The organism is Viridibacillus sp. d25.2, from assembly GCF_055456015.2.
Window position 1 is genome coordinate 836,465 of record NZ_CM196652.1, and the last position, 19,624, is coordinate 856,088.

Consider the following 19,624-nt stretch of genomic DNA (forward strand, 5'->3'; position numbering starts at 1 on the left):
ATAATACATCAATTACCATCGCCTTTCTAACGTTCGAAAATTCAAATACGATAGCAAAACTGCTATTATAGAAATTAGTGTTTTTAAAAATTAACCAATTTCGAAGAGAGGAAGATATGTTCATGGGACAAGTAGTAGCTAAAATTGAAACAGTGCGCACAAACCTAATCATGACAAACAAAGCACGTGAAGGAATTTTAGCATGGTCAAAAGATGAGCATGCTTTTTTTCATATTCAAAAATCGTTTTTAGTACATATTGAAAGAATGAGTAATTCTGCACAAGGAGAGACAGCAATTACAATTTATTTTGACAATGTAGCAAATACGAACCTTGCTGAGAAGCTAGATAGTCAAGTTGCAGTGATGAATTGTATTGTGAAATATGAAGGGCTACTGGCCACAAATTTCCGTGTTATTAGTTCTAGGGTTCCTGTACGGACAAATAGAAGATTTGCCACTCAGTTAGAATTCGTGACAACTCCTAAAAATACAGTAGGATTGCCAATTGAACTCCATTCTAAAATTCGTCAGTTACCAATAGCTGAAGAGCGTTCAGAATATGTTAGAAAACGCATTTCTAGCTGGGAAGGTTATTTGAAAATTCAAGAGCGTGATGCCACGATAGAAGATATGACAGCATCATTTTCAAAGCTTTCGGTTAATGAAGATTTCAGTAGAATAACTCTAAATTGTAGTGGCTTAAAGGATAATGAATGGAATAAAGCAAAGGGTTTAAGTGCTAAATTTAAAGACTCTAGAGATGAACTTGGTGAAGTATTAAAAGTAAATCGTGCGAACAGAACGGTAGAAATTGAACTACGTCCTTATATAAGGGAGAAACTTCGCAAAAATCAGCTAAAACCAAAGATAAAAGAAGTCATCTTTAGTAATTTCGCTACTTTAAGCCAGATTCGAAGGTTACGTAAGGGGTTTGCTGATTTAGAAAAAGGCTTAGCAGCAAATGCCAATCTAGAAAAGATTTTATTTGAAGATCGACCTCGAATCCAAGCACCAAAGAAACGAGCAAAACTAGAGTTTCATAACCGTTTAAATGAATTTCAGCAGGAGGCAGTGATTGGTGCCATGTCTGCTGAAGACTTATATGTTATTCAAGGACCTCCTGGAACTGGTAAAACAACAGTTATTTCAGAAATTTGCCAACAAAATGCGAAGGCAGGTTTGCGTACATTAGTGGCATCTCAGTCTAACTTAGCTGTAGATAATGCATTAAGTCGACTACTTTCAAATAAAGACATTCGCATTTTACGCTTTGGTCGAACAGAAAGTATTGAAGAAGAAGGTAAGAAATTTATTGAAGAAAATGTAGCAGAGTATTGGAGAGCGCAAACGTTACAAGATATTGAGCGGGAGCTAACGTTGCACGCTACTCATGAATCTGAACTTACTTCTACATTAGCGGCATGTGAAGAAGAACTTCCAACATTAGAATCCCGTTTATTAGTTATCAAGGAAAAAATAGTAGAACAACAACAAGCAAAAATCGAGTCTGAAGCTATTACTGAAGAAATTCAAAAACTAAAGAAAACACTAGGAACTTTAAGAAGAGAGCTTCGGGACCTTGAAGAACATTTTGGAGAAGTAGCCAATAAATACGAGCAAGTCTTAGCAAAGGTAGAAGAGCTAGAGCATTTTCTTGAAACAAATGAATCCAGTGAAAAATTACTTGAGCAGACTAATCGGTTAGCAAATGAAATTGAACAAACAAGAAATCAATTGCTATACCTTCAGGCTAAAGAGGAATTGAATACTGTTAATGTAGAACTAAATGTTTCTCGTACAGAATATATGAACTGGCAAAAAAATATTTTAGAACTACATCAATTGCAACATGCGTTAAAAGACTTTACGAAAGTTGATGAACTAATTAATTTTATGCAACAGTATGATATTCCAATGGGATTCATCATTGAACGCCAGATTAATGCATTAGAAAAAATTAAAAGTCAAATGGTTAGTTATCACGATTGGATGGCTGTAAATAATAAGTTGAAAGCAGCGATTGACTATGTAGAGAAGCAAATGGGGCAGGCTGCTCAAATTATTTTGCAACAAGTTAACGCACGTTCAGAAGATAGCTATTCATCCTATTCTATCCGAGAAGTGCATGAAGCGATAGATTATATGAAGCAGTTTTTAATAACAGAAAAAGTTGTGAATCCAGCACAGTTAAAGATGCATTTAGAGCGACTTTATTTAAGAAGGAAATTTGTTTGGGAACAAGGTGTCATCCTACAACAATTAAAACAAGAAGCTATTAGATTGTTTGAGATGATTAAAAGAGAAGTGATTAAACAAACAACTGAAGTATTAACTAACGCACAGCAAAAGAAAAGTACTTTAACGAATAAAGGGATGCTACTAAAGGATAAACAAGCCCAGCTTCAAAAACGATATGACCAAATAAAATTAAACTTGTCGGACGTACCTATCTCTAGCAATACAGAGCAACTAACAGCACTGTTACACAAGCTAGAATTAGAAGTACAGCATGTTAAAACAACCTATCAAGCAGTTTTGCAAACAATGCCTCAGTTAGAACAAATGCAGCAACAACATCAAAAGTTAATGGAAGAAAGAACTTCGATAGCTAGTGAACTCGAAGAAAAGAAACAAGTAATTCAAGAGATCAATTCTCAAGGCTTACAACAAGAAAAGAATTTAAAAGCTTTAGAAGAAATCCTTGACCAAGATTATGAAGACCAACAATTACAAACAGATTATGCTATTAAAATGCTTACAGAGAAAATAACAAAACTACTGCATAACAAAGCGCAGTTACCTATTAAACAAGCGCTACAAAAACAATGGTATACATTATTACAAGAAGCCAATGAGCATGATTTAGATGAAATTCGCAAAATGTATGTACGACATGCAAATGTTATTGGGACAACATGTGTAGCTTCAGCTCGTAAAGAATTTATGGATAATTACCCAACATTTGATGTCGTTATTATCGATGAGGTATCAAAAGCAACACCACCAGAATTGTTGCTGCCAATGTTAAAAGGAAAGAAAATCATACTAGTAGGGGATCATCATCAGCTACCCCCATTAGTTGGGGACGATACGTTAGAAGAAACATTAAAGGCTATTATAGATGAAAGTGATGCACTAGAAGAAAGTGCAGAGCTAAAAAAATTATTAAAAGAATCTCTATTCGAACGACTATTTAAAAACCTCCCTCGAGATAATAAACAAATGCTAGCCATTCAATATCGTATGCACGAGAATATTATGAAAACAATTACGCCTTTTTATGAAAATGAAGATGACCAATTGCAATGTGGTCTAATTGATTCAGATAATGTTCGAGACCATTTCCTAGAAGGGCATTATGTAAAGCGAGCAGATCACTTATTATGGATCGATATGCCAAATGAAGCGCCGTATTTTGAAGAACAAATGAAAAATGGTAAAAGCCGTTTTAACCAAGGTGAATTGGATACAATTCGTCATATGCTGCAAGATTTAGACCAAGCAACAGAGATGGCTAAAGCGGCAGGGAAGATAATGCAAAATGAACGTAAAAGTATTGGTGTTATCAGTTTTTACGGAGAGCAAGTTAAAAAAATTGACCGTCTTATCCAACAAGAGTTAAATCTACAACATTTACATCTACGCACGGGAACTGTTGATAAGTTCCAAGGGATGGAAATGGACGTTATTATCGTAAGTATGGTTCGTAATACACAACATAAAGGTGGCGATATCGGCTTTGCTAATGATTATCGTCGATTAAATGTGGCTCTATCGAGAGCGAGAGAAATGCTCATTCTTGTAGGGAGTACTGAAATGTTTACACAAAGGGCGAAACAGAGACATGCGAGAGATATGTATAGTCAATTATTAGAAACAGTGAAAGAACAAAATGGCCTCCGAGACCAAGACGGTAATGTAAAAGAGTAAAAGGAAAAGGAGGACCGAGTTTGAAAGCTCTTGAAAAAAGATTACAACGAGAAGTATTACAAAATGGAAAAGTGGAGATTTTAAAAAATTCCAGCTGGTGCGTACCCGTGCAAACAATTGACGTCACCTACCAACCAGTGAAACGCTTAAAAATGGATATTTTAATGAAAATGACACTACTGACTTTCCAACAAGCAGAAATTTCAAATGCTACCGAATTAGCTGAACTACTGTTAGTTGAGGATCTCTTCATTCAAGACCTACTAAGCAGTTTAACGAAGACAGGGCTGATTGAAAAAGGAGAGGAATACTATCTTCTTACATCTAAAGGTAAAATCCAACTCGAAAACGGTGTATTTGAAGAAGAGCAAGAAATAGAAACCCAACAGTTACTTTATAGCGCTTGCCATGAGGCATTTTTGCCTGTTGAAATAGATCAGATGAATGAGTATGACGAGTTACCAGATCTATTTCGATATGCTTCAGAGGAACCTGAGGAGACGTTAAAATTTGTAGAGGACGAATTGATAGAAGTTCTGCAAAATAGCCGAGAATCAGAAGAAGAAGGAGAAGAACAAACGGTTATTACTGAAGTTTTATCAAAAGAAGCACAGCAAATTAATGATATACCTTGTCTGGAGTTCATTTTATACAACCGAGAACAAGACCTTCTTTTCGTCCGAGTTTGGAATACATTATTATCTCAATGGGATGAAAAGTTGGAGAAGTTGCTAATTGAAAAAGAAGTTGTTAAGTGGAGAGAAGAGTATTTAAAGGTATAACTAGAACATATTATTAAAGAAGGCATTATTATTAGGGGCTCTTTGAAGGAGTGGACTTTTAATAATGCTTTTTTATTTTGTGGCAATTGTAGTTAAGTAACGATGATTTTATGAGCTTATTTAAATACCGATAAACTAAATGAAATATTTACCTTTTATGTTGTTTGATGGATAATGAAGGGGGCTATTCAATGAACTGGGGGTTATATTAATGAAACAGATACTATTGGCTGCTTGTTTGTCTGTTTTTGTATTAGTGGGGTGTAATGAGAAAGTAGATAAGGAAATAAGCGAAAGCTATATTCAACATTTAGAGCTTTCAAAACGAGAGAAAAGTTTAATTCAGGCCGTCGCAGGTGATGGTGATAATCCAACATTTTTACATGAATTTAAAGTTGGTGAGAAGTGGAAGTCAGCAAAATTATGGGTAGAGAAATATGAATTTGGTCAACTAAAAGAAAAGGAAGCAGTAGCTATTAGCGTGGGAATTGAAGAAGAGGGTAAGTTTGTCGTAAGTTTCAAGAGACTTCCAAATGGAAAACCTAACGCCATTGTTAGAGTCGCTTTAATAGATGATAAAGCAATTTATTCTAGTGAAGGTAATATCAAACTGCCAAAAACAGGTTCTTCTGGTTCAGCAAATATTGTTTCAGAAAAAGTAAAGGTAGAGCAAGATATGGTGTTAGCACAAGTGATTTATTCTAAGCAAGATCAAGATATTTCTATTGGTGATTGGGATTTATATAATAACCCTAATGAATTAGCAGAAAAAACGTCGAAGTATCCTGCTGTCTATTTTGTACGCTGTTCATTTTCTGAGGGCCCACAGGATGTGGGTCACGTAACCGTTGCGACAGGACGTCGCGAACTTAGGTTACGTTCCTTAAACCGAGCGACTTTGGCTTCCGTCTTCCAACGACCTCGCAGCTAAACGAGCGCCATGGGCCAACAGGATGTTGGTCATGCAACCGTTGCGACACGATGTCGCGCATTTAGGTTGCCTTCCTTAATCAGCATATCCAGCTTCACACGCCAGCAGCTTTGGTCACTTCGGTCTCTCGGACAAAAGCTGGAGTGATGCTTTTGATTCGAGCCTTCCAGTGCTAGTCAGGGCTAAACGGGCCGCTTCAGCATTAAGTTAGATATCCAGCTTCAGGCGCTAGACTCTCGAGGTCACTTCCACCTTCTCGGTCGAAAACTGAAAAGACGTTTTCGATTCGAAGGTTCCAGTGCTTGTCGAGTCTAAACGAGCGCCTTCAGCATTTAGTTAGTCATACACATGATAAAGCATTAGTTCATGTATCATTTTCTTAACAGTTTCATCATTTGGAGGTGTTGGTCCTGTCCAGATGATGGAGCCGTCTTTTTGGTATTCGCCTTCGTATCGTTGGTGTTTGTAGAAAAAGGCGATTTGCCAGCCTGGTAATTTGGTATTTTCGAATAGTGGTTTGAAGCTGAAATGTTGAATCATATGTATACCTCTTTTCATAGTGTCGGTCCCGTTCGCATATAGTGTGAAAAAGCGTATGGGAGATGGCGGTATGTTTGAAGAACAGCTAAAGAAAGCGATTCAAGATGAATATCAGACTTATTTTTGGTACAAATCGATGCTCGAGCTGACAAAGGATCCGACATGGAGATCTTATATCGAGCATGCAATGACTGACGAGAAGAGTCATTATGAAATGTTCCAACAGCTTTATTATATGATGACTGAAGGATATGTACAAAATTTAACGAAAAGACCACCGTGTAAAAACCTTAAAGCTTGTGCTAAAGAAGCAATTGGCGAAAGGTTGGAGGCGACGGATTTATATAAAGAAATGTTCTTAAATACACCACTTCAACAAGGACAATATCCATTTTTTATCGCTATGCAAGATGAGATGGAGCACGCGATTCGCTTTTCAACAATTTACAATGCTCTATAAATAGCTTGAAATCCCTAACTTCAATAGCTATTAATTCTCACCTACTAGACTGTCTGTTATAATGTAGGAGAGTTTTTGAAGAAATGGGTGAAGTATATGGGTGTGTTCGTAACAATACTATTTATGGCAGTAATTGGAGCAGTCATTGGTGGTTTTACGAATCATTTAGCGATTAAAATGCTCTTTAGGCCACATAAAGCAATTTATATTGGTTCTTGGCGTGTTCCTTTTACACCAGGGTTAATTCCGAAACGCCGAGATGATTTAGCAAAACAATTAGGGAAAACAGTAGTGAATTATCTTCTCACACCTGAAACATTTCGCAAAAAGTTCTTTTCAAATGATATTCGTTTGAAAATTGAACAATGGTTAAATGAAAAAATAGAAACAACTTTATTTACAGATGATAAAACAATCAATGATTGGCTTAAGCAAGCGGGTGTTGAAAATATCCACTTAGCGATTGAAGACAAAGTTGATGCTTTAATCATTGATCAAGTAGATAAAGTACAAAATGTGCTATCTACTAAAACGGTACGCGAACTTGTACCCGAAAGATGGCAAGAGAAGGCGAATACAAAAATTCCTGATATCGCACGTTATATTTTAAATAAAGGCGATGTTTATTTTGAATCAGAAGAAGGCTATCAGACAGTCAAACGATTAATTGACGATTTTCTTGATACAAAAGGAACGCTTGGTGGTATGATTCAAATGTTCTTAGGCGATTCATCATCAATAGTTAACAAAGCTCAAAAGGAAATTAAAAAATTTCTTAATGCAGATGGTACATTTGTGCTCGTTTCGAATATGTTAACGAATGAGTGGAGTAAGTTACAAGATCAAACGATTACTCAGCTCGTTGGTGATTTAGATTTCAATTCTACGACAAATGCGATTCAAAGTTATGTGAAGAGTGAATTGCGAATTGAAAATCGTCTAGACCAGCCAATTGTACATTATTGGGCAAGTGGAGCTGAATGGATGCAACAACATGTTGTACCCCAGGTAATTGATAATGCTTTTGTACAAGCAGAAGCAAAATTGGAAGATGTTTTAAAACGATTAAATTTAGAAGAAGTAGTACGGGAACAAGTGGATACTTTCCCTGTTGAAGTACTTGAAGATTTAGTATTGGGTATATCGAAACGAGAATTTAAAATGATTACAGTTTTAGGTTTCGTACTTGGTGGTATCATTGGGGTTGTTCAAGGTATTATCATGACATTGATTAAATAAAATTGAAAGTAGGGTATTAAAATGATTAATATTTATAATGACATTAACAAATTAGAAGCAACATTCCGTCAAACAGCAGAGTTTGACGCATTAAAAGCTGCTGTTGCGGAAGTGAAAAATGATTCAGAGGCGCTTGCTTTGTTTCAAAATTTCCGTAAAGTCCAATTGAATCTTCAAGAAAAACAAGCAAAAGGTGAGCAAATTCAAGAAGATGAGTTAACATATGCTGGTAAAACAGCGCAACTTGCTCAACAAAATGGAAAAATAGAAAAAATGCTTCAAGCTGAAATGGCGTTAAGTGGTTTAATTGAAGAAGTAAATCGCATTCTAATCAAACCAGTTCAAGAGCTTTACGCAGAAATCTAATCACGAATATAATCTGTAAGATATACTCAAATAGATTAGGCCAAGTAAAAATAATAAAGGAACTTGAAGAGGAGATACTACAATTTTTGTAGTACCTCCTTTTTATTTTTTAGTAAATTTAATCGCACTAACAATTTCAATCTATCACGCCTAAAAAGCGACGAAATTTGCTTGGATTCATCATAATATGCAAACATTTTTTTACGTCCAATTACAATCCATTTACATACAATTTTGCTATCTCATCTCATGATCTATAAACTCCCAACAATACAGCAAAACCAATAATGGTCAATGTTTTTCTATAGATGAAACAAGGAATATACATAAATAATTTGGTCCTAAATTGAAGGGATTACATATGGATAGTGTTCAAAAAAATATATAACTGCATATTTTATAGGTCTAAGTTATCAGGTGTAATTATATGAATTTATATAGCTTGATTTATTAATCAATTAATAGAATGAGAGTCCTGGAATATTAAGATATTATACATAATTTGTGAATTTATCACCCCTAATGGATGGGTATTGTAAAATATGTAAATGTTACCAAAGTGGTCTAGAATCTATGTGAAGCATACCATATAATCGAAATTAAACTTAATAGATTTTCTGTTAGGTAGATGCAACCAAAACGTATAGAGAGGTGTGAGATTGTGAGGAATTACAGTTATAAATTTGTAAAACCGTTAACATCATTAGTGTTGGGGGCAACTTTATTAACAAGCGCCATCATAGCTCCGATAAACAACGCGGAGGCAGCAGGTTCTTCTAGCTACAAAGTAACCAAAGGGAAGCTAGTTTCAAAATTAACTAGTAAAATTGTAAAAGGCACTAAAACTTACAAAGGAAAAGTTTACAAAGATGGTAAGTTACTAACAGGGTTAAAATCAGGGGTTTATTACAAAAAAGGTGTTAAATCGACTGGGTGGTATAAAAGCAAATGGTACGAAAAAGGTAAAGCATTAACTGGATTCGGTAAAAACACTAGTAAATTATATATTAATGGAAAGCTCGCAATGGGTAATTGGTATAAAGGTAAATGGTATGAAAACGGTAAAGCATTAACTGGACTAAGTAAAAATACAGGGGATTTATACGTTAAAGGTGTTTTAAACACTGGAAAGTATTTATTCAAAGATAAATTATACGACGGTGCAGTTTTAAACAAAGGTCTAACGCTATATAGAGACAAACTATACAGTGGTGCAGCATTAAATCAAGGTCTTATATTGTTTGAAGGTAAACTATATAATGGCACGGCATTAAATCAAGGTTTAACACTATTTGAAAGTAAACTATATAGCGGTACAGCGTTAAATGTAGGCATCGTACAATATGGAGGTAAATGGTACAGCGGCTCTAGCTTAGCGTCAGGCACTATTACAACCCCGGACGGAAAAAAAATACAGGTTGAGAATGGTGTTGAAAGTTCACCAGGTAATGGATCATCGTCAGGTAACAATGGCGGAACAAGTGATCATGCTCCAATCGCATCAAATTTCAAGATTGTAGGAACTGCAAAAGTAGGTGTAACGTTAGAAGTAATTTATACTTATACAGATGTAGAAAAAGATGTAGAAAAGGGTACAACATTCCAGTGGTATGCGGATGGAAAAGCAATTACGGGTGCAACTACATCAACATTTAAACTGACAACAGACCAAGTAGGCAAAGTAATCTCTGTGCAAGTAACACCTAAAAATGATAAAGCGATAGGAAATGCCGTAACATCAACTTTACCAACTGTGGTAGTAACTCCTCAATAAAATTAAACGAAACGTTACTTTATAAGCTAGAGAAATATCTAGTGAAATAAGTGGAAATAATCATTCATGAATAAAATATTTTATAAGAAAAAAACCTTCATAATGAATGTTTCTAACTGTTATTTTCCAATTGGTAGGTGTAATTCCTACTCTTGCTCAACAGTCTTTTAAAGCAAGTGCCTAATCCTCCTGGACCCAGTGATGCGCTGATCAGCGGAAGGGGTTAAGTCAGGTGAAGTCGTACTCGAAAAACGAGGCGGGGCTCTTTAAAAGACAGCTATGGTTAGGCAGACGAATCCATGTAGGCAGGGTGAGGTAGTGAATGTTGCGAATTGCTAGGAGTTCAACATTCATCCTTATAGATGTAATGGTGTAATGGGGGTTAGTAGAATTGACTGTTAAACTAACCATTCTCATACCTGAATAGTGGAGACCTAAGGCTGTAAAAATAAGGGATGGATTTAACGGAACGTTTGAAGTTCTTCTTGAAGAGGTGAATCAGCACCAAAGAAGCAAGAAGAACGGCAGCGGGTTCGTAGTAGTGATGATTGCTGGCCGTTTGGATTTGTATGGTAACATACGAAAAGGATAAAACCAGTTGGAGCGAAGGAACCCAGTCAGTAGAGTATTCTCTAAATTGCTTCTCTCCCTTATGAAAATTCATAATATTTAGTTAATATAAGTATTTAAATGAGGCAGGGAAATAAATAAAAAGATAATCATTCTACTGATAGCACGCCGTATGCGATGAAAGTCGCCTGTACGGTGTAGGCCCGAACCGAAATCCACGAAATGTGGTATAAGACGGGAATAGCGAAGAAAACTTTACTTTGTCATTAATGCATACGAACGACACACATGCACATTTAGATAATATTGCGAAAAGAACAACTGCCATCAAAAATGTTAGAGCTAAAAAGCCGAGTGCATTATTACTGGATGCAGGTGATGTTTTTAGTGGAACGCTATATTTCAATGAATTTCAAGGAAAAGCAGATTTGGAATTCATGAATTTATTACGCTACGATGCAATGACCTTTGGCAATCATGAGTTCGACTTAGGATCAAGTTCTGAAGGGAATAAAGCTTTAGCTGAATTTATCAAAGGTGCAAATTTCCCATTTGTTAGTGCCAATGTAGGCTTTTCTGCAGATGATCACTTTAAGGGTCTGTTTTCAGATCTAATTTCAAGTAAACCTGAAAAGGGTAAAATTTATAATGGAATCATTAAAGAAATCAATGGAGAAAAGGTAGGAATCTTTGGCTTAACAACTGCTGAAACGAAGGATATTTCAAGCCCTGGTAGTATAGTTTTTGAAAATTATATTGAAGAGGCTGAAAAAGCAGTTAAAGCGTTTGAAGGACAAGGTGTCGATAAAATTATTGCCATAACACATATCGGGTATGATGACAATGCCGCAATCGATAATGATTTAACATTAGCTGCAGCAGTTAAGGGCATTGACGTGATTGTTGGTGGACATAGTCATACACAACTCAATAAGCCAGTTATTATAAATAAAGATAATAACAACAATGTAAAAGATCCAACAATCATTGTTCAGGCGTATCAATATAGTGATTATCTAGGAACTGTTGATGTTGAGTTTGATAGTAAAGGTAAAGTTATTACAGCAAATGGTGAACTGATTAAACTTAGCAGTCTTGCAGACGACGCAGAAGCGGCTAGTTTACTTAATAAATACGCTGATAAGATTAAAGCAGTATCAAGTAAACCAATCGGGGCAAATGCAATAAGTGAATTGATTAATCCTAGAACAACAGATCCAGGAAATGACGGTACAAGTGTACGAAATAATGAAACAGCACTTGGTAACATCATTACGGATGGAATGCTAGCAAAAGCAAAAACTTACAACGATAAAGTCATTATGGCACTACAAAATGGTGGAGGTATTCGATCAGGCATTAATGCAGGTGAAATCACTGTTGGAGAAGTCATCACAGTACTACCATTTGGCAACACATTAGCAACAATGACTCTTACAGGAGCTGAATTAAAGCAAGCATTTGAAATAAGCTTTAAGGAATTCCCAAAAGAAAACGGAGGCTTCCTTCACGTATCTGGCGCAAAAGTTGAATTTGATTCAAGTAAACCTGCCGGACAACGTGTTATTTCAATAAAGTACAAAGATACAAATGGAACTTACGTGGATATAAAGGACAAAGAGAGCTATACAGTAGCAACTAACGCCTTCACTGCAAAAGGTGGAGATGGTTATGATGTCTTTAAAAAGGCCTATGAAGAAGGTCGTGTAACAGACTTAGGATTGTCAGATTGGGAAAATTTAGCTGACCATTTAAAATCTCTTGGAACAATCAAACCTACACTAGACGGACGTATTGTAGACGTGAAAAAGGGTGGAAATCAAAATATTGAAATTCCAGGTGCAGAATTCTCTGGTACAACTGAATCTCCAAAAGTTCACAACGGGAATGTGACCGTTGATATAACAGATGTTGCTTCTTTGTCCAATGCAGTTATTAAAGGTAACTTATTTATCAAAGGTACTATATCTAAAGGAATTACTATTTCTAATATTAAAGTTGAAGGTAATTTAGATTTAACCGCTGTTGAAGGGGATAGTAATGACAGTTTTGAGAATATCGAAGTAACTGGTGAAACAATCTTATGATTTTTTAACGGAGTCTTCAGCGAATGAACGGTTGGCTTTCCCAATTAATATCATGTAGCGCTACAAAAAACTCTATTAGTGTAGAAGGAGACTGACTCTATGAGAAAAGGGAACTGGAAAAAGGCATTTAATACTTTGTTGTCGGCAAGCTTAGTGACAAGTTTCATATTGCCTTCACTGTCAACACCTGCAAAAGCGGCAACGACTGGGACAGATTTAATTATTTCTGAGTATATTGAAGGAAGTGGTAGTAATAAGGCAATAGAGCTTTTTAACGGTACAGGATCTGCAATCGATTTAAGTAATTATACATTAGAGCTTTACTCTAATGGCGCAACTGCTGCAACTGCATCGTTAAAATTATCGGGAACATTGGAAAATAAAAAAACCTATGTTTTGTATAATAATTCGGCAACTGCAGAGATAAAGAGCAAAGGAGATGTTGCAAATAGTACGGTCATTAACTTCAATGGTGATGATCCGGTTGTATTAAAAAGGTCTGATGTAGTCGTAGATTCTATTGGACAAGTTGGCTCAAGGGATAATTGGGGTGCTGATGTCACATTAATACGTAAAAGTAACGTTACAGTTGGAGACACAGTAATTGATGATGCATTTGATAAAACGATAGAGTGGGATGCTTTACCCAAAGATGATTCTTCTAATTTAGGTTCCCATACAATAGTTGATGATAGTACGCCGCCTGTAGAAACTAAAGTAAAAAGTGTATCTGTTTCTACACCGTCATCAAGTGTTCCGGTTGGTACAGCAATTACATTATCAACAAACACTTTGGGCGCAACAATCCACTATACATTAGACGGAAGTGATCCAACATCTTCTAGTGCAGTATTTTCAGAACCAATTGTGATTAATGAAAATATGATTATTAAAGCTTTTGCAGTAAAAGATGGTTTAGAGAACAGCTCTATTTCTGAATTCACTTATACAGTTGTAGGTGAATCTACAACACAAACAATTGCAGATGCTAGAACTAAATCTATTGGAGAAGCCGTAACAATTAAAGGTGTAGTAGCTGCAAAGTTAAAGAATACAATTTCAGTTCAAGATGCGACAGGAGGCATTGCAGTACGTCCAACAAGTTTAAACACTAGAGTTGGCGATGAAGTAACTTTAACAGGGACTTTAGTAGACTATCGTGGATTGCTTCAATTAGATGGAGCGACGATTGTAGGGAAAAAGGAAAATGTAGGTGAACCTCAGCCGAAAGTAATTACAGGTGCTGATGTTAAGGAAGAAAACGAATCAAAACTTGTGACAGTGAAAAAGGTTACACTGACGAAAGTGCAAGATGGGGGTAGCTGGGCAAATTTTACTGCAAATGATGGAACTGATTTCATCATACGGGATGAAACGAATGCTCTAGGTTTAACAGTAAACGCGAAATATGAGTCCATTACAGGGATTGTTCAACAATTTGATAATGACTATCAAATCATCCCTCGTTCTACAACAGACATTGTTTTTGATAGCACAGCATTAGCTCCTGCAGTGGCTACTCCAGGGAGTGGGACATATGTTAAAGATACAGCTGTCACGTTATCTACAACTAGTGCAAATGCAGAAATATATTATACGCTAGATGGTACTGAGCCAACTAATGCTAGTACTAAATATGAAAAGCCAATCCAAATTACTAAAACTGCAACACTCAAGGCAATTGTTAAAGCTCAAGATGGTAAATTGAGTGAAGTTTCAACATTCAATTATACAATCGCAGATCGATTTGAAATTCATGATATACAAGGAGACAAACATGTTACTCCATTTGATAATCAAACTGTGGAGGGGATTGAAGGTGTTGTAACCTATTCATTTAAGCTAGGCACTGCAAATTATTATACGATCCAAACGCCAGATGATTTGATAGATAACAATCCAAATACATCCGAAGCTATTTTACTTTATAGCGGTAACAAAGCTTGGCCAATCAAAGTGGGCGATTTAGTATCTGTCACCGGTAAAGTAAGTGAATACGCATACGATGGATATAGCGATCGTCAAGATACAGACTTGAAAACAACTCAAATCAATATTCGTGATGATCAAGGTGGAAAGGTTACTGTCATTAAAAGCGATGTTAAATTGCCAAAACCAATCAATATTGATGAAGAAAAAATGTCGTTAAAGAAAATCGATAGTGATAATTTATCCGTTTTTAATCCAACAGTAGATGCAATTGATTTCTGGGAAAGCATTGAAGGTATGCGAGTACAAGTCGGAAATGTGAAAGCTGTAGCGCCACAAGATAACGGAGATTTAGTAACCGTTCTAGAAAGTGCATCAACGAATTCACTTCATGGCGGCGTTTTATTTGAAGAAAATAACCAAAATCCAAATCGTATCCAATTCCGTTTAGAGCCAAATGGACCTGCTCGTGATTTTGAAGTAGCAACAGGCGATATATTTAATGGCCCAATTACAGGGATAGTAGGTTATTCATATCAAAACTTTAAAATTTATGCTTCTTTAGATGAGATGAAAACAGCTCATAAAAAAGGAACTGCAACACCTGAAAAAACAACGATTGTCAAAGCAGATGATAAGTTAACAGTTGCTTCATATAACTTAGAAAACTTCTCTAATAATAAGACATCAACTTCTGATAGCAAAGCTAGTAAATTAGCAAGAGCAATTGGTATTGACATGCAAAGTCCTGATATCGTTGGTGTGACAGAGGTACAAGATAATAATGGTGAAAGTGCAGGGGATAGTAAGGCAGACCAAAGTTATGCAAGATTGATTACAGCTATTAAAGCTGCAAGTGGTGTGGAATACAAATATGTAAACATTGATCCAGTAAACAATCAAGATGGTGGAGCACCAAATGCAAATATCCGTGTGGGCTTCTTATATAATCCAAAACGTGTAACATTAACGGATGGTATGCAACCAGGTGATGCAACGACTGCAGTGGGGTATAAAGATGGTAAGCTCACTCTTAATCCAGGTCGTATCGAACCAACAAATGAAGCCTTTAGCAGCAGCCGAAAACCATTAACAGCACAATTTGATTTCCAAGGTGAAAGTGTCATCGTCATTGCGAACCACTGGAACTCTAAATCAGGTGATACACCATTATTTGGTTCTAAGCAACCACCTGTCTATAAGAGTGAAATACAACGCAAGAAAATTGCGCAAATTGTTTCAAATTTTATAAATGATATTAAGGCAAAAAATCCAAAGGAAAATATTATTTCTCTTGGGGATTTCAATGATTACCAATTTACTGAATCTCTAAAAATTCATGAAGGTAAGCATATGACCAATATGATTAATAAAGTAGAAAAAACCGATCGTTACACATATCTTTATCAAGGGAATTCCCAAGTGCTAGACCATATTCTAGTTTCTAATAACTTAGCGAATAAAACAGCAATTGATATCCTTCACATTAATGCTGATTTTACAGATATGGCTGGCCGGGCGAGTGATCATGACCCTGTCTTGGTACAAGTCGATTTCGATGAAGATACAGAAGTTGAACCATTGAAACCAGAAAAAACGTATGATTTTGTGAATTTTAAAACAAAGAAATTAACTATTACGAAACCAAGTGTTGCAGTACATTTAGATGGTGCATCTATCATCACAGAAGGTGTCTTATTAAAAAGTAATTATGCAGAACTGTATGGTGCTGGATTTGAAACGACAAAAGTCATGATTAATCCTAACAAAGAAGGCGCGATTATCGACTTAAAAGGTACTAAAATGAAGGAAATCATTATTGACGGATCAAATGTTAAGGAAATAAGAGGTGCTGAAAATATTCAAAGCATTGAGTTTACTAACGGTGCCAACGCAAAACAAATTAAATTTACGAATACGAAAGGGGAACCCATTGAGGTTCCTTCTTTGCCATCAGAAAATAAAGCACCAGTCGTATCGAGTGCAATTCCAAACAAAACAATAAAGACTGGGGAGAAGGTTTCCGTGTTACTTACAAACCACTTCTCTGATCCAGATGGTGATAAACTAACATTTACAGCTACAAAAGGAACTGTTAACCAAGCGACTTCTACCCTAACACTTTCACTTGAAGAAGGAAGCTATATTATTGGTGTTACGGCTACTGATGGTAAAAAGGAAGTAACGACTAGCTTCTCTGTAACCGTTACTGCAGCCGACGTTCCAGCTGGCGACTACTATAAAGACGCATTTGGAAAAACTGGTCAAGCTTTAAAAACTGCATTACATGACATTATAGATGATCATAAACAACTATCTTACGACCAAGCATGGGAAGCATTGCGTGAAACAGATGAAGACCCAAATAACTCAAATAATGTGATTTTGTTTTATTCGGGAGAATCACGTTCTAAAACGCGTAACGGAGGAAACGTAGGTGACTGGAACCGAGAACATACTTGGGCAAAATCACATGGAAACTTTGGTACTACTAAAGGTCCAGGTACAGATATCCACCATTTACGTCCTACCGATGTTCAAGTGAACAGTAGCCGTGGCAATTTGGATTTTGATAACGGTGGTAGTCCAGTTGCAGGGTGTAAGGGTTGTTTTAAAACTTCTAATTCATTCGAACCACCTAATAATGTAAAAGGTGATGTGGCAAGAATTCTGTTTTATATGGCAACACGTTATGAAAAAGGTGATAAAGTAGATCTTGAGTTGAATGAAAAATTGAATAATGGAACTGCCCCATATCACGGTAAGCTATCAGTATTATTACAATGGCATTTACAAGATCCAGTCGATGAGTTTGAAATAAACCGAAACAATGTCATTCAAGAATGGCAAGGCAACCGTAATCCATTCATCGATCATCCTGAATGGGTAAAGCTCATTTGGGGAACGCAAAGCAACAGCAAAATAAGCGCAGCCAACTTAGCTTCTTAAGTACTACTGCTCAGTCAAATAAGAGGCGTATAGGCATTTATGTATCCTTTGTTATGGCAGTACATTAATTATTTGGAGGAAGAAATGATTTCTCCGTTGTTCAGAAATCATTTTTCTTCAATTTGCATCTAAAGCATAAAATGCAAGCAATATTAAGTGACGGATACCGCAAGTGAAGTTTTAGCTGTATTATATAAAGGGAAGCAGAACTAATATGTAATTAAAACCTCGCACTGACAATTGTCAGTGCGAGGTTTTCTTGTTACATAGAAACTAGATTTTCAGTTGCATTATGGATAGTCGAGATTTTCATAAAACTTTGCTACAATGGATTCAATGTTTTTGACTAGAATAGGTTACATGATGAATGTTTTAAGTTCTTGAGAAACTAACATTTCTAGAGATGGATTCATGTGTTTTGACTTCTTTGAGAGTAGAGGCAATATACTCACTCCTTTAACATTATAGTAAGGATAGTAGAAAGTTTCACCATTTTATATGAAAGTAAAAACGAAAGAAGTGAATAAATGATATGAAAGTTCTTGGAATTAATGGTGACTTCCCTCAAGATTGGATTAGAGTCTTCAATCATATTACGAATTTGTTTTTTGAGGATTCGAAAGTATCGAAAACGGGTAAAGACACAGATTTAAATGTGTATTTTGATTGGCATGTAGATGCAAACTTTAAAGTAATAACAACTGCTGAACTACATTCAGAGGGTGAAAAATATACAAGTGAATTTGTACAAGAGTACACTGAGGAAGGCGATGAAAAGGAACAAAATATCCGATTGAAGAGAGCCTTATCTCATGTACTCCTTGATACACTTGAACAACTTACGGGTATCCACCAAAAGTGGGGTATCTTAACGGGGATTCGTCCTACAAAGTTGTATCATAAATTTAGAAAAAGTGGATTAACGGACCGCGAAATTCATAATAAGTTAAAAGAAGAATTTAGATTATCGGATGAAAAAATTACTCTTATGAAAAAAATTGTAGATCGCCAGCTCATGACTATTCCGGACTTAGATACAATTGGTGAAGAAGTGAGTATTTATATTGGAATTCCATTTTGTCCAACAAAATGTGCCTATTGTACATTCCCAGCATATGCTATTCACCGAAAAAATGGCCGCGTAGAATCATTCTTGGATGGGCTACATATTGAAATTCGTGAGATGGGTAAATGGTTGAAGGACCGTGATATGAAAATTACATCGATTTATTGGGGTGGGGGTACACCAACATCTATAGAAGCAGATGAAATGGATGCATTATATCAGACGATGTATGAATCATTCCCACATGCTGAATCGATTCGTGAAGTGACTGTGGAGGCTGGGCGCCCAGATACAATTACTCCAGCAAAATTAGAAGTCTTAAAAAAATGGGGTATTGATCGCATTAGTGTTAATCCACAATCCTATACAGATGAAACGTTAAAAGCAATTGGACGTCATCACACAGTCAAGGAGACTATTGATAAGTTCTGGCTTTCTCGTGATATGGGAATGAATAATATTAATATGGATTTAATCATCGGCTTACCAAACGAAGGGCTCGAGGAATTTGAGCACTCATTAGCTGAAACAGAAAAAATGCAACCAGAGTCATTAACGGTTCATACATTATCATTTAAACGTGCTTCAGAAATGACTCATAATAAACAAAAGTATAAAGTCGCGGACCGTGAAACAGCAGAGAAAATGATGCATCGTGCACATGAATGGACTGCTGACAATAACTACGACCCTTATTATCTATATCGTCAAAAGAACATTTTAGGGAATCTTGAAAACGTCGGATATTCTAAAAAAGGAGAAGAGAGTATTTATAACATCGTTATTATGGAAGAAGTTCAAACAATTATTGGACTTGGTTGTGGTGCTTCAAGTAAATTTGTCAACGCTGAAACCGGCAAGATTACGCAATTCCATAATCCTAAAGACCCTGCGGCTTATATTATGACTTTTGAAGATGCTATAGATAAAAAGATTGAAATTCTTGATGAACTTTATAAAGAAGAACCCGAATTAATATAAAAAATAGGTGAGCATCTC

11 protein-coding genes are annotated in these 19,624 nt (G+C 36.0%); 10 read left to right on the forward strand and 1 reads right to left on the reverse strand.

The window, feature by feature from the left end; genetic code table 11:
* Positions 1 to 122 precede the first annotated feature (122 nt).
* The 3 genes from ACZLO7_RS04190 (at position 123) to ACZLO7_RS04200 (ending at position 5,645) form a co-directional block, all read left to right on the forward strand.
* Complete coding sequence (locus tag ACZLO7_RS04190; protein WP_464938744.1) at positions 123 to 3,932, forward strand: DEAD/DEAH box helicase; 3,810 nt, start codon at positions 123 to 125, stop codon at positions 3,930 to 3,932.
* 20 nt (positions 3,933 to 3,952) lie between these two features.
* Positions 3,953 to 4,714, forward strand: coding sequence for a hypothetical protein (locus ACZLO7_RS04195; protein WP_464938746.1), 762 nt, complete (start codon positions 3,953 to 3,955; stop codon positions 4,712 to 4,714).
* Between the two features lie 211 nt (positions 4,715 to 4,925).
* Entirely contained in the window at positions 4,926 to 5,645 is a 720-nt protein-coding gene (locus tag ACZLO7_RS04200) for a YgaN family protein (protein ID WP_464938747.1), read from the forward strand.
* Positions 5,646 to 5,981: 336 nt separating this feature from the next.
* Here the strand turns inward: ACZLO7_RS04200 and ACZLO7_RS04205 are convergent, their stop codons facing one another.
* A complete protein-coding gene (locus ACZLO7_RS04205; protein ID WP_464938748.1) occupies positions 5,982 to 6,185 on the reverse strand; it encodes a YheE family protein in 204 nt (67 codons plus the stop codon).
* Between the two features lie 70 nt (positions 6,186 to 6,255).
* Here ACZLO7_RS04205 and ACZLO7_RS04210 point away from each other — a divergent pair, with 70 nt between their 5' ends.
* The 7 genes from ACZLO7_RS04210 (at position 6,256) to ACZLO7_RS04240 (ending at position 19,606) form a co-directional block, all read left to right on the forward strand.
* Positions 6,256 to 6,645 (forward strand): ferritin-like domain-containing protein, encoded by a 390-nt coding sequence (locus ACZLO7_RS04210; protein WP_464938749.1) that lies wholly within the window; start codon positions 6,256 to 6,258, stop codon positions 6,643 to 6,645.
* Positions 6,646 to 6,741: 96 nt separating this feature from the next.
* On the forward strand, positions 6,742 to 7,884 hold the full coding sequence (locus ACZLO7_RS04215; RefSeq protein WP_464938819.1) for a DUF445 domain-containing protein: 1,143 nt from the start codon (positions 6,742 to 6,744) through the stop codon (positions 7,882 to 7,884).
* Between the two features lie 21 nt (positions 7,885 to 7,905).
* Positions 7,906 to 8,250, forward strand: coding sequence for a YlbF family regulator (locus tag ACZLO7_RS04220; protein ID WP_464938750.1), 345 nt, complete (start codon positions 7,906 to 7,908; stop codon positions 8,248 to 8,250).
* Positions 8,251 to 8,911: 661 nt separating this feature from the next.
* Positions 8,912 to 10,024, forward strand: coding sequence for a hypothetical protein (locus tag ACZLO7_RS04225; protein ID WP_464938751.1), 1,113 nt, complete (start codon positions 8,912 to 8,914; stop codon positions 10,022 to 10,024).
* 839 nt (positions 10,025 to 10,863) lie between these two features.
* Positions 10,864 to 12,681, forward strand: coding sequence for a bifunctional metallophosphatase/5'-nucleotidase (locus ACZLO7_RS04230; protein ID WP_464938820.1), 1,818 nt, complete (start codon positions 10,864 to 10,866; stop codon positions 12,679 to 12,681).
* A gap of 99 nt (positions 12,682 to 12,780) precedes the next feature.
* The gene (locus ACZLO7_RS04235; protein ID WP_464938752.1) at positions 12,781 to 17,559 is read left to right on the forward strand and encodes an endonuclease; all 4,779 of its coding nucleotides are present in this window, start codon (positions 12,781 to 12,783) and stop codon (positions 17,557 to 17,559) included.
* A gap of 532 nt (positions 17,560 to 18,091) precedes the next feature.
* Entirely contained in the window at positions 18,092 to 19,606 is a 1,515-nt protein-coding gene (locus ACZLO7_RS04240; RefSeq protein ID WP_464938753.1) for a coproporphyrinogen III oxidase, read from the forward strand.
* Positions 19,607 to 19,624: the final 18 nt, after the last annotated feature.